General features: G+C 63.9%; 27 protein-coding genes and 2 pseudogenes. 16 read left to right on the top strand and 13 right to left on the bottom strand.

Annotated features, from left to right (window positions below):
- The first annotated feature begins 29 nt into the window (after nucleotides 1-29).
- Nucleotides 30-566 (top strand): hypothetical protein, encoded by a 537-nt coding sequence (locus tag ACP2YO_RS39100; protein WP_426436456.1) that lies wholly within the window; start codon nucleotides 30-32, stop codon nucleotides 564-566.
- A gap of 272 nt (nucleotides 567-838) precedes the next feature.
- Here ACP2YO_RS39100 and ACP2YO_RS39095 read toward each other — a convergent pair whose 3' ends face one another.
- Nucleotides 839-1036, bottom strand: coding sequence for a hypothetical protein (locus tag ACP2YO_RS39095; RefSeq protein WP_426436454.1), 198 nt, complete (start codon nucleotides 1034-1036; stop codon nucleotides 839-841).
- A gap of 168 nt (nucleotides 1037-1204) precedes the next feature.
- On the opposite strand from ACP2YO_RS39095, the gene ACP2YO_RS39090 reads away from it, so the two are divergent.
- Nucleotides 1205-1345: a hypothetical protein gene (locus ACP2YO_RS39090; protein WP_426436452.1), complete on the top strand. Its 141-nt coding sequence runs from the start codon at nucleotides 1205-1207 to the stop codon at nucleotides 1343-1345.
- Nucleotides 1346-1443: 98 nt separating this feature from the next.
- On the opposite strand, the gene ACP2YO_RS39085 is transcribed toward ACP2YO_RS39090, so the two are convergent.
- Nucleotides 1444-1815 (bottom strand): DUF4118 domain-containing protein, encoded by a 372-nt coding sequence (locus ACP2YO_RS39085; RefSeq protein ID WP_426436450.1) that lies wholly within the window; start codon nucleotides 1813-1815, stop codon nucleotides 1444-1446.
- Between the two features lie 186 nt (nucleotides 1816-2001).
- Between ACP2YO_RS39085 and ACP2YO_RS39080 the strand changes: the two genes are divergently transcribed.
- Nucleotides 2002-2406 (top strand): hypothetical protein, encoded by a 405-nt coding sequence (locus ACP2YO_RS39080; protein WP_426436448.1) that lies wholly within the window; start codon nucleotides 2002-2004, stop codon nucleotides 2404-2406.
- Between the two features lie 26 nt (nucleotides 2407-2432).
- On the opposite strand, the pseudogene ACP2YO_RS39075 reads toward ACP2YO_RS39080, so the two are convergent.
- Nucleotides 2433-3254, bottom strand: a pseudogene (locus ACP2YO_RS39075) (alpha/beta fold hydrolase).
- Between the two features lie 100 nt (nucleotides 3255-3354).
- On the opposite strand from ACP2YO_RS39075, the gene ACP2YO_RS39070 reads away from it, so the two are divergent.
- Entirely contained in the window at nucleotides 3355-3747 is a 393-nt protein-coding gene (locus tag ACP2YO_RS39070; RefSeq protein WP_426436446.1) for a hypothetical protein, read from the top strand.
- Nucleotides 3748-3937: 190 nt separating this feature from the next.
- Here ACP2YO_RS39070 and ACP2YO_RS39065 read toward each other — a convergent pair whose 3' ends face one another.
- Nucleotides 3938-4498: a TetR family transcriptional regulator gene (locus ACP2YO_RS39065; RefSeq protein ID WP_426436444.1), complete on the bottom strand. Its 561-nt coding sequence runs from the start codon at nucleotides 4496-4498 to the stop codon at nucleotides 3938-3940.
- A 151-nt stretch (nucleotides 4499-4649) separates the two neighbouring features.
- Between ACP2YO_RS39065 and ACP2YO_RS39060 the strand changes: the two genes are divergently transcribed.
- On the top strand, nucleotides 4650-4961 hold the full coding sequence (locus ACP2YO_RS39060; protein WP_426436442.1) for a putative quinol monooxygenase: 312 nt from the start codon (nucleotides 4650-4652) through the stop codon (nucleotides 4959-4961).
- Between the two features lie 113 nt (nucleotides 4962-5074).
- Here ACP2YO_RS39060 and ACP2YO_RS39055 read toward each other — a convergent pair.
- Nucleotides 5075-5299, bottom strand: a pseudogene (locus ACP2YO_RS39055) (molybdenum cofactor guanylyltransferase MobA); the annotation flags it as partial.
- A gap of 277 nt (nucleotides 5300-5576) precedes the next feature.
- Here ACP2YO_RS39055 and mobB point away from each other — a divergent pair.
- From mobB to ACP2YO_RS39040, 3 genes are all read left to right on the top strand, one after another.
- Nucleotides 5577-6104, top strand: a complete 528-nt coding sequence (gene mobB, locus ACP2YO_RS39050; protein WP_426436440.1) for a molybdopterin-guanine dinucleotide biosynthesis protein B — start codon at nucleotides 5577-5579, stop codon at nucleotides 6102-6104.
- 69 nt (nucleotides 6105-6173) lie between these two features.
- Nucleotides 6174-6443, top strand: coding sequence for a sulfurtransferase TusA family protein (locus ACP2YO_RS39045; RefSeq protein WP_426436438.1), 270 nt, complete (start codon nucleotides 6174-6176; stop codon nucleotides 6441-6443).
- Nucleotides 6444-6760: 317 nt separating this feature from the next.
- On the top strand, nucleotides 6761-8416 hold the full coding sequence (locus ACP2YO_RS39040) for an L-lactate MFS transporter (RefSeq protein WP_426436436.1): 1656 nt from the start codon (nucleotides 6761-6763) through the stop codon (nucleotides 8414-8416).
- A gap of 573 nt (nucleotides 8417-8989) precedes the next feature.
- On the opposite strand, the gene lon is transcribed toward ACP2YO_RS39040, so the two are convergent.
- Together lon and ACP2YO_RS39030 are read right to left on the bottom strand one after the other, a co-directional pair.
- A complete protein-coding gene (gene lon, locus ACP2YO_RS39035) occupies nucleotides 8990-11377 on the bottom strand; it encodes an endopeptidase La (RefSeq protein WP_426436434.1) in 2388 nt (795 codons plus the stop codon).
- 10 nt (nucleotides 11378-11387) lie between these two features.
- Entirely contained in the window at nucleotides 11388-11795 is a 408-nt protein-coding gene (locus tag ACP2YO_RS39030; protein ID WP_426436432.1) for an Hsp20/alpha crystallin family protein, read from the bottom strand.
- Nucleotides 11796-12049: 254 nt separating this feature from the next.
- On the opposite strand from ACP2YO_RS39030, the gene ACP2YO_RS39025 reads away from it, so the two are divergent.
- Together ACP2YO_RS39025 and ACP2YO_RS39020 are read left to right on the top strand one after the other, a co-directional pair.
- Nucleotides 12050-12325: a hypothetical protein gene (locus ACP2YO_RS39025; RefSeq protein WP_426436430.1), complete on the top strand. Its 276-nt coding sequence runs from the start codon at nucleotides 12050-12052 to the stop codon at nucleotides 12323-12325.
- A 1-nt stretch (nucleotide 12326) separates the two neighbouring features.
- Nucleotides 12327-12497: a hypothetical protein gene (locus ACP2YO_RS39020; RefSeq protein ID WP_426436428.1), complete on the top strand. Its 171-nt coding sequence runs from the start codon at nucleotides 12327-12329 to the stop codon at nucleotides 12495-12497.
- Nucleotides 12498-12700: 203 nt separating this feature from the next.
- Here the strand turns inward: ACP2YO_RS39020 and ACP2YO_RS39015 are convergent, their stop codons facing one another.
- From ACP2YO_RS39015 to ACP2YO_RS38990, 6 genes are all read right to left on the bottom strand, one after another.
- On the bottom strand, nucleotides 12701-13462 hold the full coding sequence (locus tag ACP2YO_RS39015) for a slipin family protein (RefSeq protein ID WP_426436426.1): 762 nt from the start codon (nucleotides 13460-13462) through the stop codon (nucleotides 12701-12703).
- Nucleotides 13459-14856 carry an NfeD family protein gene (locus ACP2YO_RS39010; RefSeq protein WP_426436424.1) on the bottom strand — a complete coding sequence of 466 codons (1398 nt, stop codon included), beginning with the start codon at nucleotides 14854-14856 and terminating at the stop codon, nucleotides 13459-13461. The genes ACP2YO_RS39015 and ACP2YO_RS39010 overlap by 4 nt, the downstream gene beginning before the upstream one ends.
- 128 nt (nucleotides 14857-14984) lie before the next feature.
- Complete coding sequence (gene dapA / locus ACP2YO_RS39005) at nucleotides 14985-15902, bottom strand: 4-hydroxy-tetrahydrodipicolinate synthase (RefSeq protein WP_426436422.1); 918 nt, start codon at nucleotides 15900-15902, stop codon at nucleotides 14985-14987.
- 6 nt (nucleotides 15903-15908) lie between these two features.
- Complete coding sequence (locus tag ACP2YO_RS39000) at nucleotides 15909-16166, bottom strand: hypothetical protein (protein WP_426436420.1); 258 nt, start codon at nucleotides 16164-16166, stop codon at nucleotides 15909-15911.
- A gap of 113 nt (nucleotides 16167-16279) precedes the next feature.
- The gene (locus ACP2YO_RS38995) at nucleotides 16280-16555 is read right to left on the bottom strand and encodes a hypothetical protein (protein ID WP_426436418.1); all 276 of its coding nucleotides are present in this window, start codon (nucleotides 16553-16555) and stop codon (nucleotides 16280-16282) included.
- Nucleotides 16556-16568: 13 nt separating this feature from the next.
- On the bottom strand, nucleotides 16569-17033 hold the full coding sequence (locus ACP2YO_RS38990; protein WP_426436416.1) for a hypothetical protein: 465 nt from the start codon (nucleotides 17031-17033) through the stop codon (nucleotides 16569-16571).
- Between the two features lie 489 nt (nucleotides 17034-17522).
- On the opposite strand from ACP2YO_RS38990, the gene ACP2YO_RS38985 reads away from it, so the two are divergent.
- The 6 genes from ACP2YO_RS38985 to ACP2YO_RS38960 all read left to right on the top strand — a co-directional run bounded on the left by ACP2YO_RS38985 (nucleotide 17523) and on the right by ACP2YO_RS38960 (nucleotide 25693).
- Entirely contained in the window at nucleotides 17523-17612 is a 90-nt protein-coding gene (locus ACP2YO_RS38985) for a K(+)-transporting ATPase subunit F (protein WP_426436414.1), read from the top strand.
- 118 nt (nucleotides 17613-17730) lie between these two features.
- Nucleotides 17731-19434: a potassium-transporting ATPase subunit KdpA gene (gene kdpA, locus ACP2YO_RS38980; protein ID WP_426436412.1), complete on the top strand. Its 1704-nt coding sequence runs from the start codon at nucleotides 17731-17733 to the stop codon at nucleotides 19432-19434.
- Nucleotides 19435-19458: 24 nt separating this feature from the next.
- The gene (kdpB, locus tag ACP2YO_RS38975; protein WP_426436410.1) at nucleotides 19459-21570 is read left to right on the top strand and encodes a potassium-transporting ATPase subunit KdpB; all 2112 of its coding nucleotides are present in this window, start codon (nucleotides 19459-19461) and stop codon (nucleotides 21568-21570) included.
- Nucleotides 21571-21647: 77 nt separating this feature from the next.
- A complete protein-coding gene (locus tag ACP2YO_RS38970) occupies nucleotides 21648-22253 on the top strand; it encodes a K(+)-transporting ATPase subunit C (RefSeq protein ID WP_426436408.1) in 606 nt (201 codons plus the stop codon).
- A 39-nt stretch (nucleotides 22254-22292) separates the two neighbouring features.
- Complete coding sequence (locus ACP2YO_RS38965) at nucleotides 22293-25007, top strand: DUF4118 domain-containing protein (RefSeq protein ID WP_426436406.1); 2715 nt, start codon at nucleotides 22293-22295, stop codon at nucleotides 25005-25007.
- Nucleotides 25004-25693 carry a response regulator gene (locus ACP2YO_RS38960; protein ID WP_426436404.1) on the top strand — a complete coding sequence of 230 codons (690 nt, stop codon included), beginning with the start codon at nucleotides 25004-25006 and terminating at the stop codon, nucleotides 25691-25693. The genes ACP2YO_RS38965 and ACP2YO_RS38960 overlap by 4 nt, the downstream gene beginning before the upstream one ends.
- The last annotated feature ends 21 nt before the right edge of the window (nucleotides 25694-25714 follow it).

The following is a 25714-nucleotide window of genomic DNA, read 5'->3' as shown; positions in this document are numbered from 1 at the left end:
GGCGGCGGCGCTGCCGTTCGGAGGCCTGAATGCAGACCGAGCTGAGCAAGGTGATTGCTGCCCTGCAGGAGTTTTATGCGCAGGAGGGTTTCCTGCTGGAACGCGATCTCGGCGAGCGAACACTCACTCACCGGCTCGCGATCTATGTCGAGCGGCAGTTCGCCGGATGGCAGGTCGATTGCAACTACGATCGGCTCGGCGAACGCACGCTGCGGCTGCCACACGGGACGATCGTCTCGACCGACGACCATCTCGGCAAATCGATCTATCCCGATATCGTGGTGCATCAGCGCGAGATTCCGAACAATCTGCTCGCCATCGAGGTGCGCAAGGACAACAACCACCAGCCGATCGAGCACGATCAGCACAAGCTGCAGGCGCTGACCGATCCGCATGTCTGGTTCGCCTATGCGATGGGTGTGCTGGTAACACTGGGACGGGACGGGGTGGTTTCATCCGAGGTCTATGCCGGTGGCGCCGTCGTGCGTCCGGCATCGCTCTGGTTTGCCGAGCGGCTGCGCGTGAGCGGTCTGACGGGAACGCGCGATGATGGCGCTCAGCATTAAGTTCAATGCGCGCGTCTGCCGTGATAGCCCGTTTGGATCATGCATCGCCCGCGCCATCGCGCCACAACAGAAGGCGCGGCAGGTGGAGCAATTTCAGGGGCTGGTGGTTTTTTTCAGTACGATCCAATGGCGGTGCGCATCACCAGCTCCGCTTCACTTTCGCTCCACCTTCCGCACCTCAATTCAACGGCCCGCGCATTTGGTGCGCCAGAACGGCAAAAGGCCGCCCGAGGGCGGCCTGTCGCGTGATCGTCGATCGCTTGGCTGTTTCTTTATTCTTTGGTCGCGTCGCCGCTGGACTTTGCGCTCGACTTCTTCATCTTCTTCGCCTTCTTCGGCGCCATCTTGGTCGTATCGCTCTTGGTCGCCGTGTCGCTGCTCGGTGCAGCGGGTGCTGCGGCCTTGTCCTGCGCGAACGCGCTGGACGACAGGAAGGCGAGGGCAGTGGCGGCGAGGATCAGTGTTCGCATCGGGTGGTTCTCCCATTTTCTTTCCGGCGCCCCTCAACGGGACAGATTGTCGCAGGTTCCGCTTCACGGATCAGTTGCCCGTGATCGGCCTGTGGTCGCCAGGACGCGCGGAACCGGGAACTTCGATCTGCGTTAAGCGGATGGGCAGGTTTTCCGAGGAGACGCGCCATGCGCTGGCGATCGATGACGGAAACGACCGACGCGATGCTCGACACCGCTCCCGACGACGCCTTTTACGCCGTCGGTTGGACCATCAGCGGGATGGCGACGATCGCCACCATCGTTGCGGTCTGGATGTTCGGGATCTGAGGGCAGCTCGCTTTTGTGGCGCCCTGCTTGCCGACGGCGAGGTGATCGCTGCCCGTTGGCGCGTGGCGATTACGCCGTGGCCGGAACGCGACCGAGGCTCACTTCCGCAAAATGACGATCGCTTCCCGATAGAGCTGCGAGAAACAGACCAGCAGCGCGCTCGACAGCAGGAAGGTCGAGATGCTGTCGTAATCGGATGCGGTCGGCCAAGTGAACTCAAAGTAGGGCGGCATGAACGCCCAAACCACGATCGGAACCGTGATGACGGTGGCAAAGGCTCCGGCGGGCGCGCCGCCGAGCAGGCCTGCGATCAGGATCGCGGGCACGAAGCCCGCGAAGTAGAGCTGCGTGCCGAAGGTTGCAAATACCTCCTGCATCGCGGTCGCAACCACCACCATCAACAGCGCCGCGACGAACGTGGACAATGACCACGGCCGCAGCCTCAAAATGTAGTCATTACTCTTGCGCATCGAGTCCCCCGGCCCCCCGAGTTCCGGGAAGGTAGCCGAGGAGGACCCCAAATAAAAGACCGTAGGACTCCGCGGTCGGCGCGGATTCCACGGTTCACCGCGCTGCAAAAACACGCGTCAACCGTCACCTCTCCGCCTTCATTATCGGCTTATTGCAGTGCGGCAGGCTGATTGTAGGACAGACCAATGCTTGGACTCCTGATTATCGTCATCGCCTTGGGCATCGGGTTCGGATCGGGCTATGGCGTACGTGAGATGATCTCGCGCCGCCGGCGCAGGATGGCGCGCGGCGACCTTCCGCGCGCTCCGTGGCAAAAGCGCGAGGGCGAGGCATTGGTTGCCGGTCCGGAACGCGGTGATGCCATCAATCTCGAGCGCCTGCTCATCGCGGCGAATGACGACTTGTCCAGCCGCCGCCGCGATCAGCCGCGCGACAGGCGACAGGTCGATCAGAAAGTCCAGCCCGATGAATATGACGGTGCCGTCCGCAACCTGCTCGGCGAACTCAACCGGCGTCCGTCCGCGCCGTCATCTGGTCCGCATCATCAAACAGTGAGCCCGCGGCCGGAAGTGCGGCCGTCAAACCGGTGAGTTCGGCGTGCTCCGGCTCGAACGGGTCATTCCCTCGCAAAGGCCAGGAGGTCGGCGTTGATGACGTCGGCGTTCGAGGTCGGCATGCCGTGCGGAAATCCAGGGTAGGTCTTCAAGGTCGAACTCCTCAGCAGTTTGGCCGACAGCGGCCCGGAATCCGCATAAGGGACGATCTGGTCATCATCCCCATGCATGACCAGGACGGGCACCGTTATCTTCTTGAGGTCGGCCGTGAAGTCAGTCTGTGAGAACGCGACGATGCCGTCGTAATGCGCCTTGGCGCCGCCCATCATGCCCTGGCGCCACCAATTCTGGATAATGCCCTCTGAAACCTTGGCGCCCGACCGGTTGTAGCCATAGAAGGGACCGGCCGGAAGGTCGCGGTAAACTGGGTCCGATTGGTCGCAACCCGCGCCTGCAGTCCATCGAAGACTTACTTGGGCAGGCCGCCGGGATTGGTCGGGATCTTTACCATGGGGGTGGTACCGCGCTGGTGAGAACCGCCTTCGCCACGCGGCTCTCGCCGTGCCGCGCCAGATAGCGCACCACCTCGCCGCCACCGGTGGAATGACCGACGTGAATGGCGTTCTTCAGATCGAGATGCGCCGTCAAAGCCGCAACGTCATCCGCGTAGTGATCCATATCGTGGCCGTCCGCCGTCTGGCTGGAACGTCCGTGGCCACGGCGGTCATGGGCGATCACCCGGTAGCCGTATTGAGGAAGAACAGCATCTGGGTGTCCCAGTCGCCGGCCGATAGCGGCCAGCCATGGCTGAACACAACCGGCTGACCTTTGCCCCAATCCTTGAAAAAAATCTCGGTGCCGGCCTTTGTTTTGATGAAGCTCATCGTTTCAACTCCATGGGTTTCAACTCGTCATGCAGGTGAGGGCGCCGCGATGATGAGATCAATGACACATCGAATGGCCGAAACGCGGCGTCCGATGCGCATGGCAATCCTAGTCGCGATCGCAACATTGATGTCGGTTGGTATGTCGGCCCAGGCCAACGCACAGGCCATGCTACCCGAGATCAGCGTCCAGCCGCCCAAGCCTCTGAGCAATGATCACAAGGGAGGCGGCGAGGGGAAGGGCAGCCCGGCAGCGAAAGGCACCACCGACCGTTCGTTCCAGCGTCTCAATGAACAGCTCAAGCGCAAGGTCGACGAGACCAATCCGGTCGGCAACGATCCGCCGCTCGACGCGAGATCGCCGGATACCAAAACCGGCGTCGTGAATATCCCGGGCGTCCAGCAGCAATACGGCAAGAACTTCGGCAATTCCGTCGTTCCCTACCGGCCGGCGGCGCCTGTTTACACGTCGCCGCTCCGGTCGGGCCGATGATAGGAAGCATCACCAAGTATCCCTCGGCACATACGGATCGGCCAGCCGCGACGCGCTACAGAATTTTTCAGGCATTTCCTTGCACAGTCGAGAGGCTGGTGAAGTCACCCGCGAATAATGCAGCAATGAAAAAAACTCGCTGCGCAGCTCACGACGCCTAGCCGCCGGGCACGATAGCCCTCGCGGACGATCAGCGACGAGGTTTTGAACGCGCCGAGAGTTCGGCGACCGCAGAGTCCGCGATGCTGCGACGACCTATGGCTTCGAGAAGATGCATCCCCTCTATGGAAGCCAGGAACAAGGCAGCCGACAGAGGGTGGTCGACGCCCTGCTTGATTTCCAGGCGGCTCTTTACCCAAGCCAGAAATCCATCAGCTATCGTGCCCGCAATCTTCAAGTGAGGCTGAACGCCGCGCGCCGCACCGGACGCAAGATCGAGCCACAGGTGCATGAACGGCTTCACGTCTTCCGATCCCAACGCCGCCCACACTTCCTCCAACAAAACAGGAAACGAACGCGGCCGTCCGATCGGCACGGCTTCGTCCAGCTGAGCGGTCATGCGCGCTGCAATTCTATGTAGCGTAACGGACAATATCTCGTCCTTGTCGGCGAAGTAGTAGAGCAGCATGCGGTCACTGATTCCGGCGGCGGCTGCTAATGGCCTCAGGGTCGCGGCGCCCAATCCCTCCGACAGGAGATGATCGGCCATGCGTTCAACGGCAGCTTCGCGGCGCTCGTTTCGAATGCTCATGCAAATACCTGTAGCGCATGCTACAGAGAGATGATATGTAGCACTCGCTACAGGAATCGATCTATTCATCGGTATTGCTGGCCTGAGGCACCTCAAGCCGTGCTTTGGGACGGCTTACGCAGCGATTCAAAAAAGATGAAAGGATGCAGCGATGTCAGGCGTCACCGTAACGGTAAGCTGGAATATCAAGCCTAAATCGATCGACGCGTTTGTCGCCACGCTCCAGGACATGTTCAAGATAACCAGGCTTCGTCCTGGCTTTCGAAATATCCGACTGTTGCGAGGCGATATCGAGAAGAGCCAATTCATACTCGTTGAGGAATGGGATACGGCCCAGAATTTCTACGATTACATGCAATTTCGCGCGGATCGGGGAGAGATCGAGGGCTTTCTTGCAATGATTACAGAACAACCGCAGATTGGAATTTGGAATTCAAACCCGCTCGCTCATGCGCAGGCTTAGGCTCTTTGTTATTTTTCGGCCCTAACGAGCCCTCCGTCCTTTGCGATGGTCCAAAATCGGGCGCTGGGCGAAACAAACTGCACACGTCAGATTTGCCTTCGGATTACGGGCGCTCAAGCACCTGCTTCGTCCAGCGCCGCCAGCCGCTCGGCCTCGGCGATGTCGTCCAGAGTGTTGGCGTTGAAGAATGGATCGAGCGGCGTCGTTGGCCAGGTCACGCTGGCGAGCCTGTAGCGTGCGATCCAGCGGCCGGCCCCTCTGACGTCCTCCACGACAAGCGCATGGCGGAGTTCGTCGCGCAAGTTGACGCTCCACAAACCGATCACTGGATGCGATTTTTGACGTCACGTCAGTCACGGCGCAGGTCTTCCTTCCGGGACCTTCTCGATCTTCACCATGCCGGGCAGGCTACCATGACAAGGGCTCCGGGCCGATATAAGCATCTTGGTAGTTTCCTCGTCATTGCGGGGAGCGAAGCGACGAAGCAATCCATAGCCCCCAGGGAGAGGTGGATTGCTTCGCGGAGCCTGTTATCGGGCGGCGCTTCGCGCCGACCCGTTGGCTCGCAATGACGGTGGACGGACAGATAGGCTTACGTTGACGGGAATGGACAGAATGAAAGTGATTGGCCTCGCGGGATGGAGCGGCGCCGGCAAGACCACCTTGCTGTCGCGGGTAATCCCGTATCTGCTGGGCCGCGGCCTGCGCGTCTCCGCAATCAAGCATGCCCATCACGAGTTCGACGTCGACGTGCCGGGCAAGGATTCGTGGGTGCACCGGCACGCCGGCGCGACCGAGGTGCTGGTATCCTCGACGCGGCGCTGGGCCCTGATGCACGAGTTGCGCGGAGCGAGCGAGCCGCAGCTGCCGGAGCTGCTCGGCAAGATGGCGCGGGTCGATCTGGTCGTGGTTGAGGGCTTCAGGCGCGAGCCGATCAACAAGATCGAGGTGCATCGTGCGGCCAATGGCAAGCCGCTGTTGTTTCCCGACGACGCGTGCGTGGTGGCGATCGCCTGCGACGTTCCGGTCGAAACCACGCTGCCGGTGGCTCATCTCGACAACGTCGAAGAGGTGGCTGCGTTAATGCTGCGGTTTGCGATTCCGGTCGACGATGTGCTGGCGAGGGCTTCCGCCGATCGCTGACGAAGCGGTTTCCACGCGAACGCACCGGCCTCCGTTGACGAGGCGCAACAGCTTCGCCATGGTCCAGCCATGACCACGACGAAACTCGATCTCACCGGATTGAAATGCCCGCTGCCGGCATTGAAGACGCGCAAGGCGCTGAAGCGGGTGACGCCCGGAGACTTCCTCGAAGTGCACTGCACCGATCCGCTTTCGGTGATCGATATCCCGAACCTCGTTCGGGAGACCGGTGACAAGGTCGAGATCACCGAGCGGAGCGACGTCCGCATCGTGTTCCTGATCGAGAAGACGAATGGAACGATAGATAAGTCAAATGCTGCATCGCCGCGTATGAGCTAGTCGCAGCCTGATATCTACCTTTTGCCTATCGACACCTATTCCTCCTTCTGCGCGAATTGATAATCTCCGCTGGGTTTGTGGAGATGGAATCGTGCCCGGATTAGGGCACGCGGGAGCAGGGCTGCTTCCAGATCGGGCCGCGCGGCCGGGGCATATCCGGTCGCGTCGCGGGTTAGATTCCGGAATGCGCGGGGGCTGATCCCGGCGCATGCAGGGAATCGTACGGAACAGCCGCGTAGCGGTTGCGCCGCAACGGGCTGGGACGGGATCGAAGATGGCGGACACGCCGGACGCGACGGCGGTGCAGGGAGGTTTCAATGACGACGATGAGCAGCGCCGGAACTGTATCCGGAACAGGCGCAGGTTTTCTCGACAAGGAACGGACGATCGCGACCGCCGGCTTCAATCGATGGCTGGTGCCACCGGCTGCGCTCTGCATCCATCTCTGCATCGGCATGTCCTATGGATTGAGCGTATTCTGGCTGCCACTGTCGCGTGCGATCGGTCTCGACAAGCCTGTTGCGTGTCAAAGCCCGTCGGTGATGAGCGACCTCTTCACGACGACCTGCGATTGGCAGGTCACCAACCTCCTGATCATCTTCACCATCGGCATCGTGGTGCTCGGCCTTTCGGCCGCGATGTTTGGCGGCTGGCTCGAACGCGCCGGTCCGCGCAAGGCGGGCTTCGTCGCGGCGCTGAGCTGGTCCGGCGGCTTCGCGATCTCCGCGCTCGGAGTCTACATTCATCAGCTCTGGATGCTGTGGATCGGGCTCGGCCTGATCGGCGGAGTCGGCCTCGGCCTCGGCTACATCTCGCCGGTGTCGACCCTGGTGAAGTGGTTCCCCGACCGGCGCGGCATGGCGACCGGCATGGCGATCATGGGCTTCGGCGGCGGCGCAATGATCGGCTCACCGCTCGCCAACATCCTGATCAACACGTTCAAGTCGCCGACATCGGTCGGCGTCTGGCAGACCTTCCTGGTGCTGGCGATCATCTACTTCGTATTCATGATGATCGGCGCGTTCGCCTATCGCGTGCCGCCCGCCGGCTGGCGTCCCGACGGCTGGACCCCGCCAGCCACCACTGACCGCATGATCAGCGCGGCCAACGTCCATCTCGACAATGCGCACAAGACGCCGCAGTTCTGGCTGATCTGGATGGTGCTCTGCATGAACGTGTCCGCCGGCATCGGCGTGCTCGCGATGGCCTCGCCGATGTTGCAGGAGATCTTCGGCGGCGCGCTGATCGGCAAGCCAGAGGTCGGCTTCGCTGCGCTCGATGCCGGGCAGAAGGTCGCAATCGCGACCATCGCGGCCGGCTTCGTCGGCCTGCTGTCGCTGTTCAACATCGGCGGCCGCTTCTTCTGGGCGTCGCTGTCCGACAAGATCGGCCGCAAGAACACCTATTATACGTTCTTCGTCCTGGGCATCGTGCTCTATGCGCTGGCACCGAGCTTCGCCCATATGGGTTCGAAAGCGCTTTTCGTTGCCGCATTCTGCGTCATCATCACCATGTATGGCGGCGGCTTCGCCACCATCCCGGCCTATCTCGCCGATATCTTCGGCACGCAGTTCGTCGGCGCCATCCACGGCCGTCTGCTGACGGCATGGTCGACGGCCGGCGTCGTCGGTCCCTTGCTGGTCGGCTACATCAGGGATGCGCAGCTTCAGGCCGGGATCGCGCGCGCGCTGGTCTACGACCGCACCATGTACATCCTGGTGGGCCTGCTGGTGATCGGGCTGATCTGCAATTTGCGGATCCGGCCGGTCGATTCCAAATGGCACATGAGCGAGGCTGAAGTCGCGAAGCTGCAGGCCGAGACGGCGAGCGCGGTGGCCTCCGGGCCGAGCGGATCGTTCGGCATCGGCAAGGGCGGCCTCGACACCCAGGCAATGCTGTTCTGGGCCTTTGTAGCAATCCCACTGGCCTGGGGCGTGTACAAGACGCTGGAGGGCGCGATCAGGATTTTTTGATTGCGGTCAACCAAAGCGCGATGCGATCGGCATCGCGCTTTGGTCTGCCGTTTGAAAAGGTTTTCGGGAAAGCGCTTCAACCGCGCTGTTCCAGATGCGTTGAGAATTGAGTCGAGAGAGCACGCCGCGCGGAACCCTCTCCCTAACCTCCCCCCAAGGGGCCCCTTGCGGGCAGGGCAATCGCACATGGTTACGGCCACGTCCATAGGCCGGCCATGACGACGAGATGTTAGCTAGAGAAGTCCGCAAGTGCCATATGCGATAGCCCGGGGTGAAAGGCGCCTTGGCGCGATTTCGGAATAATGGAATAATGCCGCTGATTTGCCCGACGTGTCAAATTGTCGTGTCGAACGCCGGCAGCCGCCGGCTACTTTGCATGGGGTTGTTTTCGATATTTTGGCAGTGCGCCCCTGCGACGGCAGGCTATCACATATGGCTATCAGCCCACGTTCCATAGCTCGCCCCGGCTTGTCCCGGCCATGACGACGTGGAGTGCCACATGCGATAGCCCTGCCCTTGCGTGGGAGGGGCGGGGAGAGGGGTGGCCCCGGGGCGGGATATCGATGCGAAACGTCACTCCGCCGCCGCTGGCGTGGTCTTGGCGGCCTCCAGCGCCGCGGCGATGGCCTCGTCGACCCGTTCGAGCCAGATGAACTCGAGCTTCTCGCGGGCGCCGGCCGGGATGTCGTCGAAGTCGCGCCGGTTTCGCGCGGGGAGCATGACGCGAGTGAGGCCCGCCGCGGCGGCGGCGACGACCTTCTCCTTGATGCCGCCGACCGGCAGCACGAGACCGCGCAGCGAGATCTCGCCGGTCATCGCGGTGTCGCTGCGCACCGTGCGGTTGGTCAACAGCGAGGTGAGAGCGGTGAACATCGCAACACCCGCGCTCGGGCCGTCCTTCGGCGTCGCGCCCGCGGGGACGTGGACATGGATGTCGCTCTTCTCGAACACCGTCGGGTCGATGCCTAGCTGGGTGGCCCGGCTTTTCACCAGCGTGAGCGCGGCCTGCACGCTCTCGCGCATGACATCGCCGAGCTGTCCCGTGATCATCAGCCCGCCTCTGCCCGGCGTACGTGAAGCCTCGATGAAAAGGATGTCGCCGCCGACCGGCGTCCAGGCAAGCCCGGTCGCAACGCCCGGAATACTGGTGCGCATCGCGATCTCGTTCTCGAACCGCGGCTGGCCGAGTAGCGACACGATGTCCTTCGGGTTGATGACGACGCGGCTCGCGCTGCCTTCGGCGATCTGCACCGCGACGTTGCGGAATACCTTGCCGATCTCGCGCTCCAGATTGCGGACGCCGGCCTCGCGGGTGTAGCTCTTGATGATCATCCTGATGGCATCAGGCTCGAGCTCGACCTGGTCGGCCTTCAGCCCGTTGGCCTCGAGCTGACGGCGGATCAGATAGCGCTGGGCGATCTCGAGCTTCTCCTCTTCGGTATATCCCGCGAGGCTGATGATCTCCATGCGGTCGAGCAGCGGTCCCGGCACGCCGTCGAGCATGTTCGCGGTCGCGATGAACACGACGCGCGACAGGTCGAACGGCACGCCGAGATAATTGTCGCGGAACGTTCCGTTCTGCTCGGGGTCGAGCACCTCGAGCATGGCGGCGGAGGGATCGCCCTGGATGCCGCGCCCCATCTTGTCGATCTCGTCGAGCATCATCACGCAGTTGCGCGCGCCTGCCTTCTTGATGCCCTGGATGATGTTGCCCGGCAGCGCGCCGATATAGGTGCGCCGGTGGCCGCGGATCTCCGCCTCGTCGTGAACGCCGCCAAGGCTGACGCGGACGAACGGCCGCGACATCGCGCGCGCGATCGACTGCCCGAGCGAGGTCTTGCCGACGCCGGGCGGTCCGACGAAGCAGAGAATCGGAGCCTTGCCGTTGGGCGCCAGCTTGCGCACGGCGAGATACTCGATGATACGGCTCTTGATCTTCTCCAGGCCATAATGGTCCTGGTCGAGGATGCGCCGCGCCTCGGCGATGTCGATCGGCTTCTCCTCCGGGATGCTCCAGGGCAATTCGATCAGCCAGTCGAGGTAGCTTCGGACCATGCCGGATTCCGCCGCGGCCTCCGGCATCCGCTCATAGCGGCGAAGCTCCTTTTGCGCCTGGCTCTCGGCTTCCGGCGGCATCCTGGCCTCCGCGATCGCCTTGGTCATTTCAGCCACTTCCGCCGCCTTGCCGTCGCCTTCGCCGAGCTGGCGCTGGATGGTCGCCATCTGCTCGCGCAGGATTGCCTCTCGCTGGCGTTCGTCGAAGACGGCTTTGGTCTTCTGCCCGATCTCCTGGCTGAGCCGCAGTACCTCGATACGTTCGGCGAGATGGCGCGACACCTTGTCCATCCGTAGCGCGAGGTCGATGGTCTCGAGGATGTCCTGCTTCTCCGGCGGCTTGATGTCCATGAAGGAGGTCGCAAGGTCGGCCAGTGTTGCAGGCGAGGTCGTGCCCTGCAGCGCCGCAACCAGTTCCGGCGGGGCCTGCGGCAGCAGCTGCGCGGCCTCGAGCGCCTGCCGCTTCAGATTGAGGAAGCGCGCCTCGATCTCGGGCGACGTCGCGGTGGGCTCCGGGATCTGCAGCACACGCGCCGCCAGGAATGGTGTCCCCGGGAGGTAGTCGAGCACGCGCATACGCTGCACACCCTGGCAGACCAGATGATGGCTGTCGTCGGGGCCGGTAAGGTAGCGAACCACATTGGCGACGGTCCCGACGCGGTAGAGGCCGTCCGGGCCCGGGTCGTTTACCTCCGGATCGCGTTGCAGCAGGATGCCGATCTGCCGCTGCTCGCGCACCGCCTGCTGCGCGGCGGCGATGGACTTCTGCCGCCCGATAGTGATCGGGATGATCACGTCCGGAAACAGCACGGTATTGCGGACCGGGACGATGATGAGGGCATCCGACGGAATCGGCGTCGACCGATCGGACGAGGATACCGGCGCTGCGTTTGCTACATCGGACATGCCGAACTCCTCAGCTCAATTTTCCAAGCCGCAGGCCGACGCAGCCATGCGCGGCGAAGCGGGTGATGGTGTAGCGCCCCGTGGGCAGCGGAATGCGGCGTTCGAACCGGCCCTGCGGCAGTTCGAGCCGCAGGATGCGGGCATCACGGAGCTCCGGGGGCAAGGTGCGCCGCCCGCTGACGACGAGCGTTGTACCGTCCAGCGCCGCCTCGACTTCGTCGGGATCGACCCCGGGCAGCGCAACCAGGATCAGGACTTCGTCGTCAGTCTCGATCACGTCGATCGGCGGTTCCCAGCTCGGCTCGCGATTTCCGGTACGCGGGTGCAGATTCAGGAAGCGCTGGTGCATGCGTTCGGCCCGCGCGAGCGTCTCGATCGCATCTGACAGCATCCAGTTGATGGGATCCTTGGGCTGCATTGGCACCTCTTCACATCGGACTTGCGCATCAAGAGGTTACCGATGTTGCCGCCGACCGTAAACCGGCTCCGGACCGGGGAATCGCGCGAAAACGCCCGCAATGTCCCGATTTGCAGCATGCCCGCGGGGCGGCGGCCCTTTTATGCGGTGCCTATGCGGCTTGGCCGCGGGCCATCTCGATTTCCTACGGTCCTATCAGCATCTTCCGGGATGAGGTGGCGCGCTCACGCGCGCCGGGAATAGGAAGGTGGGACATGACTTTGCTCTATGCACATGACCTGAGGCTGCGCGGACCGGTCCGCGCCACGCGTTTCACATTCGCCCGGGCGATCAGGCGGATCGGCGTTGCCTTCAAGGCGATCCACCGCGCCATCGCAGCCGCGAAAATCCACCGCTTGCGCAACGAGCTTTTGCTGCATCGCGGCCACGAGGACTGGGCGCAGATGAATCTGGATGTCGGCAGTCGCGGCGCGGATGCCGCGAAATATCCGCAGCGCCCCGTCGTGCTCGGCGAGAAGTGGGATTACTGAAATGCGCGCATCGTCATCGACCGTCACAGCCGGCCTGCTGCGCCGCGCCGCAAACGGGTTACTCAACTTCCTGGCCTGGATCGGCAAGGAGCCGGTCAGGGTCTACCGGCCCGAGGCGCACTACATGCGCGGCCCCGGGCCGGCCTGGCGGGCCAAGCATCTGCAGCACTAACGAGGAGGACGCCGGCTTTCCGGCCGGCCTCCGTCTACTGCCGATAGGCCACCGTCAGAAAGGCGCTCAGGCCTTCGCCCACGAGCCCGCCGGCGCCGATGGCGGCGATAAAATAGCGTTCGTTGGTGATATTCTTGACGTTGAGCACGATGCGCCAGTTCGGCTGCTCCCAGAGCGGCTGTCCTTGCCGGCAACCCGTAAGGTCAGGTTGCTTCGCTTCGCCGCGTCAGATGATCGAGAATGTTCATCGGGAGCGGAAAGACCACCGTCGAGGAGCGCTCGCCTGCGATGTCATGCAGAGCCTCGAAATAGCGCAGCTGCATGGCCTGCGGCTCCTGCGCGAGCGTTCGCCCTGCCTCGACGAGCTTCTCGGCAGCCTGCTGCTCGCCTATCGCGTTGATCACCTTGGCACGCCGTAACCGTTCCGCCTCGGCCTGCTTGGCGATCGCCCGCACCATTGTTTCGTTGAGATCGACATCCTTGATCTCGATCGCGGTGACCTTGATGCCCCAGACGTCGGTCTGCTTGTCGAGGATCTCCTGGATGTCGGCGTTCAGCCTGTCGCGCTCCGCGAGCATCTCGTCGAGTTCGTGCTTGCCGAGCACCGAGCGCAGTGTGGTCTGTGCGAGCTGGCTGGTCGCGGCCATGTAGTCGCTGACCTTGATGATGGCGCGCTCGGCATCGACGATGCGGAAGTAGAGCACGGCGTTGACCTTGACCGAGACGTTGTCGCGAGAAATCACGTCCTGTGGCGGCACGACCTGCACCATCACCCTGAGATCGACCTTCACGATCTGCTGCACGACCGGAATGAGGATGATGAGTCCCGGGCCTTTCACGCCGGTGAAGCGGCCGAGTGTGAAGACGACGCCGCGCTCATATTCGCGCAGGACGCGAATCGCCTGGGTCAGGAATATGATGACAATCAGCGCGAGCGCCGCATAGGCGAAATAATCAAGCGTCATGCTGTACCCCCCTCGCCGGCGGCGGCCGGCGCGCGCCGGACCACCAGCGTCAAATCGATGATGTTGGCCACTTCGACCGTCTCCCCGGACTTGAACGCCTCGGTGCCGCGCGCTTGCCAGCGTTCACCGTTGGTGAAGACGTGACCTGTGGTCTCGGACCAGTCGAGGACTTCGGCCGGCAGGCCTCGCATGGCTTGCGCGCCGACCCGGACCGGCCCCTTGGCGGCGCGGCGAAGCGCGCCGAGCACGGCAAGGAAGAAAACGACGAACAGCGCGACGGTGACGCCGATGACCCACCATGACAGCGCGTAGCCGGGGGCTTCGACCCTGAACAGCATCAGCGCGCCCAACACAAAGGCGACGACCCCTCCAAAGCCGATCACGACGGTCGGGTTGAAAGCTTCGATCGTGAGAAGCACGATCCCGACCAGCATCAAGGCGAAGCCGGCGTAGTTGATCGGCAGCAGATTGAGGGAATACAGGCCGAGCAGCAGGCAGATCGTACCGACGACCCCCGGAGCGAACGTGCCTGGGGTCACGAACTCGAAGATCAGCCCGTAGATGCCGACCATCAGCAGAATGAACGCAACGTTCGGATCGGTGATGACCGCAAGGACGCGCGATGTCCAGCCGGGATCGACGGCTTCGACCGCGGCATCCTTCGTCGCCAAGCGTTGGGTTTTGCCACCGGCGACCTCGACCACCCGGCCATCGACCTGCCTGAGCAATTCGGCCGGATCGCGTGCGATGAGGTCGATGACCTTGGCCTGCAACGCGCCGTTGGCGGAGAGGGTGGCGGCGTCGCGGACCGCCTTCTCGGCCCAGTCGGCATTGCGGCCGCGCAGCTCGGCCAAGCTGCGGATGAAGGCGACAGCGTCATTCGTCACCTTCGCCGTCATGGCGTCCTTCGGCTCGGATGGGTGGTCGCCATCCTTGTTGTCTTTGCCATCCTTCTCCGGCGCGGCGCCCGGCAGACCCGGCATCGGACCACCAATCTGCACCGGCGTCGCGGCGCCGATATTGGTGCCCGGTGCCATGACGGCGATATGGGCTGCATAGAGAATATAAGTACCGGCGCTGGCGGCATGGGCACCGGAGGGAGCTACATAGCCGATGACGGGAACGGGCGAAGCGAGCACGTCTGCAATGATCTCGCGCATGCTGGTGCTGAGACCGCCCGGCGTATTCAAGCGCAGAATGACAATCTCGGCGCGGCGTTCGGCAGCCTTGGCGAGAGCGTCTTTCACGTAGCTGGCGGACGCCGGCCCGATCGCTCCGTCGATCGAAATGGTCAGGGCAAGACGGCGGTCCTCCTCCGCCGGGCCGGGTCGGATGGAGACAACCAGCGCGACGAGGGCAATCGCCGCAACGAGGGCCGCCCGTAAGGTCTGCACGGCAAGCACTCCCTTGGCAGAGATATGGGGCCCCGTTCCGGAACCTCAATATGGGAGTGGAGTTACGGAGATGTTCGCTGATGCCATTGTGCATTGCGATGGCTTGTGTCGCCGCGCGTTAGCGAATCTCACTGCGCCGCTGCTAGGTATTCGTCGGCGAGACCGGCGACGGCCTGCGCGACCCCAGCCTTTGCCGATGCGTCCAGTTGCACGATCGGCAAGCGCGTCGTCGGCTGCATGAATCCAAGCACCGCGAGTGCGAACTTCAGGGCGGCGGGATGCTCCCGCTCCAGCAACGTTGCGAGCGGCACCAGCGCCTGGTGCACCTCGCGCGCCTGACGGAGCCGGCCCTCACGGAGATTCCTGAAGAGGGCCATGCAGAGGTCGGGCGTGACATTCGACACTGACGAGATGCAGCCATGACCACCCGCCGCGAGATAGGCGAGCGAAGTCGTGTCGTCGCCGGTCAACAAGCGGAAGCTTGCCGGCAGGCGTGCCTGCAGCCGCATCAGCCGGGCGATATCGCCGCTGCTGTCCCGCAATCCGACAAATTGCGCCGAGCGCACGAGCTCGACGAGGGTGTCGTCGGGCAAGCCGCGCACCGTTCGCGCCGGGATATCGTGGACGATTACGGGTAGCGTCGTGGCCGCGGCGACGGCGCGGAAATGCGCTGATAGGCCCGACGGCATTGGCTTGTTGTAGTAGGGGACCACGGAGATGATGGCGTCCGCGCCGGCGGCTTCCGCGGCCTGGGTGAACGTGATCGCCCGTTCGGTCGCATTGGATCCGGCGCCGGCGATGATGCGCACGCGGTGGCGGGCGACGTCGACGGCGATGCGGACGAGCCGCTCGCGCTCCGCCGGCTCCAATGTTGACGACTCGCCTGATGTCTCGCCGACCACCAGCGCCGTGGCGCCGGCCGCGATCTGTCGCTCGCAAAGCCGGCCGAACGCGAGCTCGTCGATCCCGCCCTGCTCGTTGAAAGGTGTCGGAAGATCGGGGATGTAACCCGACAGCCAGTCGGCCGATTTTGAAGGGGAGACCATCCGGGGTCAGGCGACGCGGCTTGCGGGGATGCTGGCGGTCGCCCGGCGGTGCATATCGAGCTCGATCTCACGCGATAGTTCGACGAGCATTTCGAGGTGTTGGCCGTTCTCGAACAGCGCGTATTTGACGGCCTGGGCGCGGTTGACGAACAGGCCCCCGTAGAGGCCGTTCTGTTCCTGGGCGACCCATTGGCCGCGCCGGTTGCGGCCGATGAAGACAATGGTCGAGGCTGTGCTGCACGAGGGAGGTTCGACGAGTTTCACGTTGGCATTCCTTGAAGTGAACTGAACGCTGACAATGTCTGTCTTGCCGGATATGAAATCGAGCGCGAACAGGCATCGACTTCATAGGAGCGGCATAGGATTGCGGGAGATTTTCAGAGGTGCTCGACAATGCCGGTGCCGAGCGCGCACAGCGCGACATAGGCGGTCATCTCGTCCCAGTGATTGAGCTGGGCCCTGAAGGGCGGCTCGCGCTTGACCGCGCCGGCCACGGCGCACAGCAGTGCGGACATCCACAACAGTGCGACAAGGCCCTTGCCGAAGCCGACGCCGCCGAAGGCGGCAAAGCCGATCATGATCGCCAGCCGGAATCCGAACCGGATCAGGACCTGGGCCGAGCGCAATTCCCGGGGCAACTCTTTGGCACTCACGATGGCGCCGCCATTAGCAGAAATTATCAACGAGCAAGGGCTCGTATTGCGGACTGGCGTGGCGACGGACCACAGGCACGCTGGTCCGGCTCGCCGGTGCGCTGATCCGCTCGACCTCGACGAAAGCGCTGAGGATCGCCAGTGTGAGATCCGCATGATGGCTCTCGATCGATTGGTCGAGCCAGTCGGGCAGCTCGCGCTCACGCGACAGCGCGCAGTGCCACTCGCCCTCGTCATAGACGAGGCGGCGGACCTGCCATTGCGGCAGCTCGAGATCGAGCAGAGCAAGTGCAGTTTCGGTCCAGGCGCCGGATTGAATCAGGTGCTGGACGCGGGCGGTCTTGCCGGTCTGTCCGAGCGAAGGGAAGCGCCGGCAGGCCTGGCTGATGATGTCGGCCATGAACTCCGCTGTGACGGCATCAGCGTCGCGCAGCCGATCGCCGAGCTCGGAGGTGGGGTTTTCAGAAAGCAGTGACATGACGTTATCTCGTGCCAAGCGCGGCCCAAGACATTGGCCGCACGTCCAAAATGGCCGGATCGCCATTTGAAAACGAGATGAGGCGAGGGGCGGAGATATAGGGATTCCATAAAGATGGAACGGGGCGCTTCTACGCGTCGTCCCGGCGAAGGCCGGGACCCATACGCCGCGGCGAATGTTGTGAAGGCGATTCGTCGTTCCAGCGTTGCGCAACAAGCGGCATTTGTGGTTATGGGTCCCGGCCTGCGCCGGGACGACGGGGGAACCCTTATAGGATTCCTATAACGTCCTTATTCGCCACATCTCGAAAACCTATGCCTCGGATGGCATTTCACCACCATCCGGCGCGGGGTCGCTTATGCGACGTCCGCCGCCCATGGAGCATAGGAGTCTCTCATGATGGACATTATCATGGCGGCATTGGCGATCGGCCTGTTCGCGGCCGGCATCGGCTACGCCTACGCCTGCGAACGGCTATAGGAGGCGACGATGATCTTTGATTATTCGCTCGCCGGCCTCGTCTCGCTCGGCCTGCTGTTCTACCTCACTTACTCATTGTTGCGGCCCGAGCGCTTCTAGGCCCGCGCAATGCTCGTGCTTTGCACAATTCTCGTGGCGGACGTGGTGCTGAGTGGCTTGCTGCTCGGCCTGCTCGCGTCACTGCTGCGCCTCGTACCCGTTCGAAAGGTTTGACGCAATGACTGTCATCGGCTGGATTCAAATTCTTCTTTATTGCGCGATCGTGGTCGCGCTGGTCAAACCGCTCGGCTGGTACATGACCCGCGTCTTCAACGGCGAGCACACGTTCCTCTCGCCGGTGCTGCGCCCCCTCGAGCGTGGCATCTACTGGGTCGGTGGCGTCGACGAGCGGCGCGAGCAGCACTGGCTGACCTATGCGGTCGCCATGCTGCTGTTCCATGTCGGCGGCTTCTTCATCATTTACGGCCTGATGCGGCTGCAGGCGGTGCTGCCGTTCAATCCGGCCGGACAGTCCGCGGTCGCCGAGGATCTCTCCTTCAACACCGCGATCTCCTTCATCACCAACACCAACTGGCAGAACTACGGCGGCGAGAGCACGCTGTCCTATCTGGTCCAGATGCTCGGCCTGACCCATCAGAACTTCCTGTCGGCCGCCACCGGCATTGCGCTTGCCGTGGCGCTGATCCGCGGCTTCTCGCGCTCTTCGGTGCGCACGATCGGCAATTTCTGGGTCGACGTCGTCAGATGCACGCTCTACGTGCTGCTACCGATGTGCATCGTCTACGCGCTGTTCCTGGTCTCGCAGGGCATGCCGCAGACGCTCGGCGCCTATGTCGATGCCACCACTCTCGAAGGCGGCAAGCAGACCATTGCGCTCGGGCCCGTGGCCTCGCAGGTCGCGATCAAGATGCTCGGCACCAATGGCGGTGGCTTCTTCAACGCCAACGCCGCGCATCCGTTCGAGAACCCCACCGCGCTGTCGAACTTCGTGCAGATGATCTCGATCTTCGCGCTTGGCGCCGCGCTGACCAACGTGTTCGGCCGTATGGTCGGCAACGAGCGCCAGGGCTGGGCGATCCTCTCTGTGATGGGCGTGCTGTTCCTCGCCGGTGTCACCGTCACCTATTGGGCGGAAGCCAACGGCACCACGGCGCTGCAGGCGCTCGGCCTGACCGGCGGCAACATGGAGGGCAAGGAGGTGCGCTTCGGCATCGTCGCGTCCTCGCTGTTTGCCGTCATCACCACCGCCGCGTCCTGCGGCGCGGTCAACGCCATGCATGACAGCTTCACTGCGCTCGGCGGCATGATCCCACTGATCAACATGCAGCTCGGCGAGATCATCGTCGGCGGCGTCGGTGCCGGTCTCTACGGCATGCTGCTCTTCGTTGTGCTGTCAATCTTCGTCGCTGGCTTGATGGTCGGCCGTACTCCGGAATATGTCGGCAAGAAGATCGAGGCGCGCGAGGTCAAGATGGCGATGCTTGCCATTCTCGTGCTGCCGCTGATGTATCTCGGCTGGACGTCGGTCGCGGTGGTGCTGCCCTCGGCGGTGGCCTCGATGGCCAATGCCGGTCCGCACGGCTTTACCGAGGTGCTCTACGCTTACACGTCGGCGACCGGCAACAACGGCTCGGCTTTCGCGGGGCTTAGCGGCAATACTTTCTTCTACAATCTGACGCTCGCCGTCTCGATGTTCGTCGGCCGCTTCTTCATGATCGTGCCGGCGATGGCGATGGCCGGCTCGCTGGCGGGCAAGAAGTCGATCCCGCCGTCAGCCGGCACGCTGCCGACCACCGGCGGCCTGTTCGTCGGCCTCGTCGTCGGCGTGATCCTGATCATCGGCGGCCTGACCTTCTTTCCGGCGCTGGCGCTCGGGCCGATCGTCGAGCACCTCGCCATGACCGCCAACACCCTGTTCTGACCTGATACGACCGGAGTTACCTCCATGGAAACCATGAAACTGCAAAAGCAGGTGACGGCGTCGACTATGCTCGACCCGAAGATCCTGGTGCCGGCGATCTGGTCGGCGTTCGTCAAGCTCGATCCCCGGCTGATGGCCAAGAACCCCGTCATGTTCGTGGTCGAGGTCGTGGCCGCGTTGACCACGGTCATCTTCCTGCGCGACCTCGTCACGGGCGGGGCCAGCCTGGGCTTCACGTTCCAGATCATCCTCTGGCTCTGGTTCACGGTGCTGTTCGCCAATTTTGCCGAAGCGGTCGCCGAAGGTCGCGGCAAGGCCCAGGCGGAGTCGCTGAAGAAAACCCGCACCGAGAGCCAGGCTAAGCTGCTCACCGGTACGGACCGGACCTTTCGCATGGTGCCCGGCACCTCGCTGAAGGTCGGCGACGTCGTGCTGGTGGAAGCCGGCGACAACATCCCGTCCGACGGAGAGGTGATCGAAGGCGTCGCCTCGGTCAACGAGGCCGCCATCACCGGCGAATCCGCGCCCGTGATCCGCGAATCCGGCGGCGACCGTTCGGCGGTCACCGGCGGCACGCAGGTGCTGTCGGACTGGATCCGCGTCCGCATCACCGCGGCGCAGGGCTCGACCTTTATCGACCGCATGATCCGGCTGGTGGAGGGCGCAGAGCGGCAGAAAACGCCGAACGAGATCGCGCTCAACATCCTGCTCGCCGGTCTCACCATCATCTTCGTGTTCGCGACCGTGACGATCCCGAGCTATGCGTCCTATGCCGGCGGCTCGATCTCGGTCGTGATCTTGGTGGCGCTGTTCGTCACCTTGATCCCGACCACGATCGGCGCGCTGCTGTCGGCGATCGGCATCGCCGGCATGGACCGCCTGGTCCGCTTCAACGTGCTGGCAATGTCCGGCCGCGCCGTCGAAGCCGCCGGCGACGTCGATACGCTGCTGCTCGACAAGACCGGCACCATCACGCTCGGCAACCGCCAGGCGACCGCGTTCCGTCCGATCCGCGGCGTCACCGAGCAGGATCTAGCCGACGCGGCGCAGCTTGCCTCGCTCGCCGACGAAACGCCGGAAGGACGTTCGATCGTCGTGCTGGCCAAGGAGAAATACGGCATCCGCGGCCGCGACATGCACGAGCTCGCCGCGACCTTCGTGCCGTTCACTGCACAGACCCGCATGAGCGGCATCGATGCCGGCTCGTCGTCGGTGCGCAAGGGTGCGGTGGACGCGATCCTGAGCTATGTCGAGGGTGGCGAGCCCCGCACGGTTGCCTCAGGCAATGTCGTCCGCTCGATCCAGGCGACGATGAGCGCCGAGGCGCGCGAGGTCCAGTCGATCGCCGACGAGATCGCCAAGGCCGGCGGCACGCCGCTTGCCGTCGCCAAGGACGGCAAGCTGCTCGGCGTCGTACACCTCAAGGACATCGTCAAGGGCAGCATCCGCGAGCGCTTTGCCGAGCTGCGCCGGATGGGCATTCGCACGGTGATGATCACCGGCGACAACCCGATGACGGCGGCGGCGATCGCGGCTGAAGCCGGCGTGGACGACTTCCTGGCGCAGGCCACGCCTGAAGACAAGCTCAAGCTGATCCGCGACGAGCAGGCCAAGGGCAAGCTGGTCGCAATGTGCGGCGACGGCACCAACGATGCGCCGGCGCTCGCGCAGGCCGACGTCGGCGTCGCGATGAACACCGGCACGCAGGCCGCGCGCGAGGCCGGCAACATGGTCGACCTCGACTCCAATCCGACCAAACTGATCGAGGTGGTGGAGATCGGCAAGCAGCTCCTGATGACCCGCGGTGCGCTGACCACGTTCTCGATTGCCAACGACGTCGCCAAGTACTTTGCGATCATTCCGGCGATGTTCCTCGCGTTCTATCCGCAGCTTGCGGTGCTGAACGTCATGCATCTGGCGAGCCCGCAGAGCGCGATCCTGTCGGCGATCATCTTCAATGCGCTGATCATCATTGCGCTGATTCCGCTGGCGCTGAAGGGCGTCAAGTATCGCGCGATCGGGGCCGGCGCGCTGCTTCGCCGCAACCTGATGGTCTACGGCCTCGGCGGCATCATCATTCCCTTCATCGGCATCAAGGCGATCGACCTCGTGGTCGCCGCCCTGGGCCTCGCTTGAACCACACAACCGTCATTGCGGGGGCCGCGAAGTCGCTTCGCTCCTCGCAATGACGGCGCAAACTTAGGAGACTTACGATGCTCAGAGAAATTCGTCCCGCCATCATCGTCCTGGTCGTGCTGACCGCGATCACGGGCCTGGTCTATCCGCTCGCCATGACGGCGATATCAGGCGCCATCTTCCCGAAACAGGCGCAAGGCAGCCTGATCGTGCGAAACGGCAAGGTGGTTGGCTCCGCCCTGATCGGGCAGGAATTCAAGGACGACAAATACTTCCACGGCCGGCCGTCGGCGACGGTCGCGCCCGATCCGAAAGACGCCACCAAGACCGTGCCGGCGCCGTACAACGCGGCCAATTCCGGCGGCTCCAATCTCGGTCCGACCAGCAAGGCACTGAACGACCGGGTCAAGGAAGATGTCGAGAAACTCCGGGCTGAAAATCCGTCGGCCGCGGTGCCGATCGATCTGGTCACCACTTCGGCCAGCGGGCTCGATCCCGACATCTCGCCGGACGCCGCGCTGTTCCAGGTGCCGCGCGTCGCCACGGCGCGCAGCATGTCCGAAGAAGCGGTTCGTCAGCTGGTGACGGAGAACACGCAGGGGCGCCTCGCAGGTATCCTGGGCGAGCCGCGCGTTAACGTTCTTGCGCTCAATCTGGCGCTGGACGGGGCCAGCTCGAAATAGGGGAGTAGGCTGCGACAGACGGGATGACTATATTGCTGCATGGCCAATCAGCGCCGCGACCTTGAAAAACGACCCTCGCCCGATGCGCTGCTCGAGGCCGCGCGCCGGGAGACCGATCGCTCGGGGCGGCTGAAGATCTTCGTCGGCGCCGCTCCCGGCGTCGGCAAGACCTACGAGATGCTGCAGAGCGCCCACGCTCGCGTCAAGGCGGGCGCCGACGTCGTCGTCGGCGTCGTCGAGACCCACGGGCGGGTCGAGACCGAGGCGCTGCTGAAAGGCCTCGAAGCGCTCCCCCGCAAGCGTCTGACCTACCGCGACCAGACGATCGAGGAGATGGATCTCGACGCCCTGATCGCGCGGCATCCGCAGATCGCCTTGGTCGACGAGCTCGCCCATACCAACGCGCCGGGTAGCCGGCATCCCAAGCGCTATCTCGATGTCGAGGAGCTGCTCTCGCACGGCATCGACGTCTACACCGCCGTCAACATCCAGCACATCGAGAGCCTCAACGACGTGGTCGCGCAGATCACCCATGTCCGGGTGCGCGAGACCGTGCCGGATTCGGTGTTCGATCGCGCCGACGCCATCGAGCTGATCGACCTCACGCCCGACGACCTGATCCAGCGGTTGAAGGAGGGCAAGGTTTATGTGCCGAAGCAGGCCGAGCGGGCGCTGGAGCATTATTTCTCGCCCGGCAATCTCACCGCGCTGCGCGAACTGGCGCTGCGGCGCACGGCCGAGCGGGTCGACGAGCAGTTGCTCACCCACATGCAGGCCAACGCGATCGCAGGGCCCTGGGCGGCGGGCGAGCGAATCCTCGTCTGTGTCAGCGAGGATCCCCGCGCGGCCGGCCTCGTCCGCTACACCAAGCGGCTCGCCGACCGGTTGCATGCGCCGTGGACGGCCGTCAGCATCGAGACCCGCCGTAGCCTGCAACTGACCGACGAGCAGCGCGACCGGCTCGCCGACACGATGCGGCTCGCGGAGGCGCTTGGCGGCGAGGCGCTGACGATTCCCGAGGTCGGACGCCGCATCGCCGACGACGTCATCAATTTCGCGCAGGCCAACAACGTCACCCAGATCATCATCGGCAAGTCGACGCGCTCGCGCTGGTTCGAGATGACGCGCGGCTCGGTGGTGCACGATCTGGTGCGCCGCGCCGGCAATATCAGCGTCAATGTGATCGCCGGCGATGAGCAGCCGGTCGGCAAGGCGTCGGTGCAGACGGCGCAGCCGCAGGAGCCGTTCAATCCGCGCCCCTATCTGATGGCGCTGCTGCTGATCGCCGTCGGACTCGGGGCAGCGGTGCTGATCCAGCCATTCTTCGGGATCGAGAACGTCGATCTGGTGTTTATCACCGCCGTCGTCGGCGTCGCCGTGCGCTACGGCCTGTGGCCGTCGCTGCTGGCGAGCGTGGCGGCCTCGCTGTGCTACAATTTCTTCTTCCTGCCGCCGGTCTATACCTTCACCATCACCGACCCGACCAACGTCGCAGCGTTTTTCTTCTTCATGGTGGTGGCGCTGCTCGTCTCCAATGTCGCGGCGCGCGTGCGCACCCAGGCCGATACGGCGATCGGGCGCGTGCGCACCACCGAGTCGCTCTATGCGTTTAGCCGCAAGCTCGCAGGCACCGCCACGCTCGACGACGTGCTGTGGGCAACCGCCTACCAGATCGCGCTGATGCTGAAAGTGCGGGTGGTGCTGCTGTTGCCGGAGGACGATATGCTGGCCGTCAAGGCGGGCTATCCGCCCGAGGACCAACTCGACAAGGCCGACCTCGCGGCCGCCAACTGGGCTTGGGGCAACGATCGGCCCGCCGGGCGAGGCTCGGACACGCTGCCGGGTGCCAAGCGGCTGTTCCTGCCGATGCGCACCGGGCGCGGCCCGATCGGCGTGATTGGCATCGACGACGACCGTACTGGACCGCTGCTGACGCCCGACCAGCGCCGTCTGCTCGATGCGCTGGTCGATCAGGGCGCCCTCGCGATCGAGCGCGTGCTGCTGGTCGAGGACATGGACCGCGTCAAGCGCACAGTCGAATCGGATCGCCTGCGCGGCGCGCTGCTGACTTCGATCTCGCACGACCTCAAGACGCCGCTCGCCTCCGTGCTCGGCGCAGCCTCGACCCTGCGCGATCTTGGGTCAAACCTGACGGACGCGCAGAAGCATGACCTGCTCGCGACCGTGATCGACGAGTCGGAACGGCTCAACAGGTTCATCGCCAATTTGCTTGACATGACCAAGCTCGAGTCAGGTGCGATCGTGCCCAACACCGCGCGGCACGACATCGGCGAGATCGTCGGCAGTGCGCTGCGCCGCGCGGCAAAAATCCTGGTGCATCACAAGGTATCGCTGGAGCTCGCGGCCGACCTGCCGATGCTCGAGCTTGACGCCGTGCTGTTCGAGCAGGTGCTGTTCAACCTGCTCGACAACGCCGCCAAATACGCGCCGTCGGACACCACGATCTCGGTCCGCGCTGCACGCGACCGCGCGACCATCGCGCTGCAGATCCTCGACGAGGGCAACGGCATTCCGGCTCACGACCTCGAAAGCGTGTTCGACAAGTTCTATCGCGCCGAGAAGGGCGACCATGTCCGCCCCGGCACCGGCCTTGGGCTGGCGATTTCCCGCGGCTTCGTCGAGGCGATGCGCGGCACGATCGTCGCCGCCAACCGCCCCGACCGGAGCGGCGCCGTCATCACCATCCGCCTGCGTGTTACGGCCGACACCCACGCGCTGGACACTGCTGCATGAACGCCACGCCCATCAAGGTTCTGGTCATCGATGACGAGCCGCCGATCCGCAAATTGCTGCGGATGGGCTTGAGCACGCAAGGCTATGACATCCTCGAGGCCTCTAACGGCAAGATCGCGCTCGAAATGCTGGCTGAAGAGCCGGCGCTGATCATCCTCGATCTCGGATTGCCCGACATCCAGGGCCACGACCTCCTGCGCATGATCCGCGGCCGCAACGAGAGTGTGCCCGTTGTGGTGCTGTCGAGCCGCGGCGACGAGGCCGGCAAGGTGCAAGCCCTCGATCTCGGCGCCGACGATTATCTGACCAAGCCGTTCGGCATGGACGAGTTGCTGGCGCGGTTACGCGCGGCGCTCCGTCACCAGTTGCAGGTGCAGGGCGAGCGACCGGTGTTCCGTTCGGGCGATCTGTCCGTCGATCTGGTACGCCGGATCGTCAAGGTCGGCGAGAAGGAGATCAAGCTGTCGCCGAAGGAGTACGATCTGCTGCGCGTGCTGGTGCAGCATGCCGGCAAGGTGCTGACCCACCGCTTCCTGCTGAAGGAATTGTGGGACGAACTCACTGACGCGCAGTATCTGCGCGTCTATGTGCGCCAGCTTCGCCAGAAGATCGAGGCCGACCCCGAGCGTCCGCAGTTCGTGCTGACCGAAACCGGCATCGGCTATCGGCTGCGCGCCGCGGATTAGTCGACATCAGGAACTTTCCCG

The organism is Bradyrhizobium genosp. P (assembly GCF_049949265.1).
Lineage (GTDB): Bacteria > Pseudomonadota > Alphaproteobacteria > Rhizobiales > Xanthobacteraceae > Bradyrhizobium.
Note: the sequence above shows the minus strand (reverse complement) of the source record. Positions and strands in the feature narration are given on the sequence as shown.

Coding starts and splice junctions, on each gene's coding strand:
- ACP2YO_RS39060 (WP_426436442.1), top strand. CDS start 4,650: ATGTCAGGCGTCACCGTAACGGTAAGCTGGAATATCAAGCCTAAATCG.
- ACP2YO_RS39040 (WP_426436436.1), top strand. CDS start 6,761: ATGACGACGATGAGCAGCGCCGGAACTGTATCCGGAACAGGCGCAGGT.
- ACP2YO_RS39100 (WP_426436456.1), top strand. CDS start 30: ATGCAGACCGAGCTGAGCAAGGTGATTGCTGCCCTGCAGGAGTTTTAT.
- ACP2YO_RS38960 (WP_426436404.1), top strand. CDS start 25,004: ATGAACGCCACGCCCATCAAGGTTCTGGTCATCGATGACGAGCCGCCG.
- ACP2YO_RS39020 (WP_426436428.1), top strand. CDS start 12,327: ATGCGCGCATCGTCATCGACCGTCACAGCCGGCCTGCTGCGCCGCGCC.
- kdpB (WP_426436410.1), top strand. CDS start 19,459: ATGGAAACCATGAAACTGCAAAAGCAGGTGACGGCGTCGACTATGCTC.
- ACP2YO_RS39070 (WP_426436446.1), top strand. CDS start 3,355: ATGGCAATCCTAGTCGCGATCGCAACATTGATGTCGGTTGGTATGTCG.
- ACP2YO_RS38990 (WP_426436416.1), bottom strand. CDS start 17,033: ATGTCACTGCTTTCTGAAAACCCCACCTCCGAGCTCGGCGATCGGCTG.
- dapA (WP_426436422.1), bottom strand. CDS start 15,902: ATGGTCTCCCCTTCAAAATCGGCCGACTGGCTGTCGGGTTACATCCCC.
- ACP2YO_RS39090 (WP_426436452.1), top strand. CDS start 1,205: ATGCGCTGGCGATCGATGACGGAAACGACCGACGCGATGCTCGACACC.
- ACP2YO_RS38985 (WP_426436414.1), top strand. CDS start 17,523: ATGATCTTTGATTATTCGCTCGCCGGCCTCGTCTCGCTCGGCCTGCTG.
- ACP2YO_RS39095 (WP_426436454.1), bottom strand. CDS start 1,036: ATGCGAACACTGATCCTCGCCGCCACTGCCCTCGCCTTCCTGTCGTCC.
- ACP2YO_RS39015 (WP_426436426.1), bottom strand. CDS start 13,462: ATGACGCTTGATTATTTCGCCTATGCGGCGCTCGCGCTGATTGTCATC.
- mobB (WP_426436440.1), top strand. CDS start 5,577: ATGAAAGTGATTGGCCTCGCGGGATGGAGCGGCGCCGGCAAGACCACC.
- ACP2YO_RS38970 (WP_426436408.1), top strand. CDS start 21,648: ATGCTCAGAGAAATTCGTCCCGCCATCATCGTCCTGGTCGTGCTGACC.
- ACP2YO_RS39030 (WP_426436432.1), bottom strand. CDS start 11,795: ATGCAGCCCAAGGATCCCATCAACTGGATGCTGTCAGATGCGATCGAG.
- ACP2YO_RS39025 (WP_426436430.1), top strand. CDS start 12,050: ATGACTTTGCTCTATGCACATGACCTGAGGCTGCGCGGACCGGTCCGC.
- lon (WP_426436434.1), bottom strand. CDS start 11,377: ATGTCCGATGTAGCAAACGCAGCGCCGGTATCCTCGTCCGATCGGTCG.
- ACP2YO_RS39080 (WP_426436448.1), top strand. CDS start 2,002: ATGCTTGGACTCCTGATTATCGTCATCGCCTTGGGCATCGGGTTCGGA.
- kdpA (WP_426436412.1), top strand. CDS start 17,731: ATGACTGTCATCGGCTGGATTCAAATTCTTCTTTATTGCGCGATCGTG.
- ACP2YO_RS39045 (WP_426436438.1), top strand. CDS start 6,174: ATGACCACGACGAAACTCGATCTCACCGGATTGAAATGCCCGCTGCCG.
- ACP2YO_RS38965 (WP_426436406.1), top strand. CDS start 22,293: ATGGCCAATCAGCGCCGCGACCTTGAAAAACGACCCTCGCCCGATGCG.
- ACP2YO_RS39065 (WP_426436444.1), bottom strand. CDS start 4,498: ATGAGCATTCGAAACGAGCGCCGCGAAGCTGCCGTTGAACGCATGGCC.
- ACP2YO_RS39085 (WP_426436450.1), bottom strand. CDS start 1,815: ATGCGCAAGAGTAATGACTACATTTTGAGGCTGCGGCCGTGGTCATTG.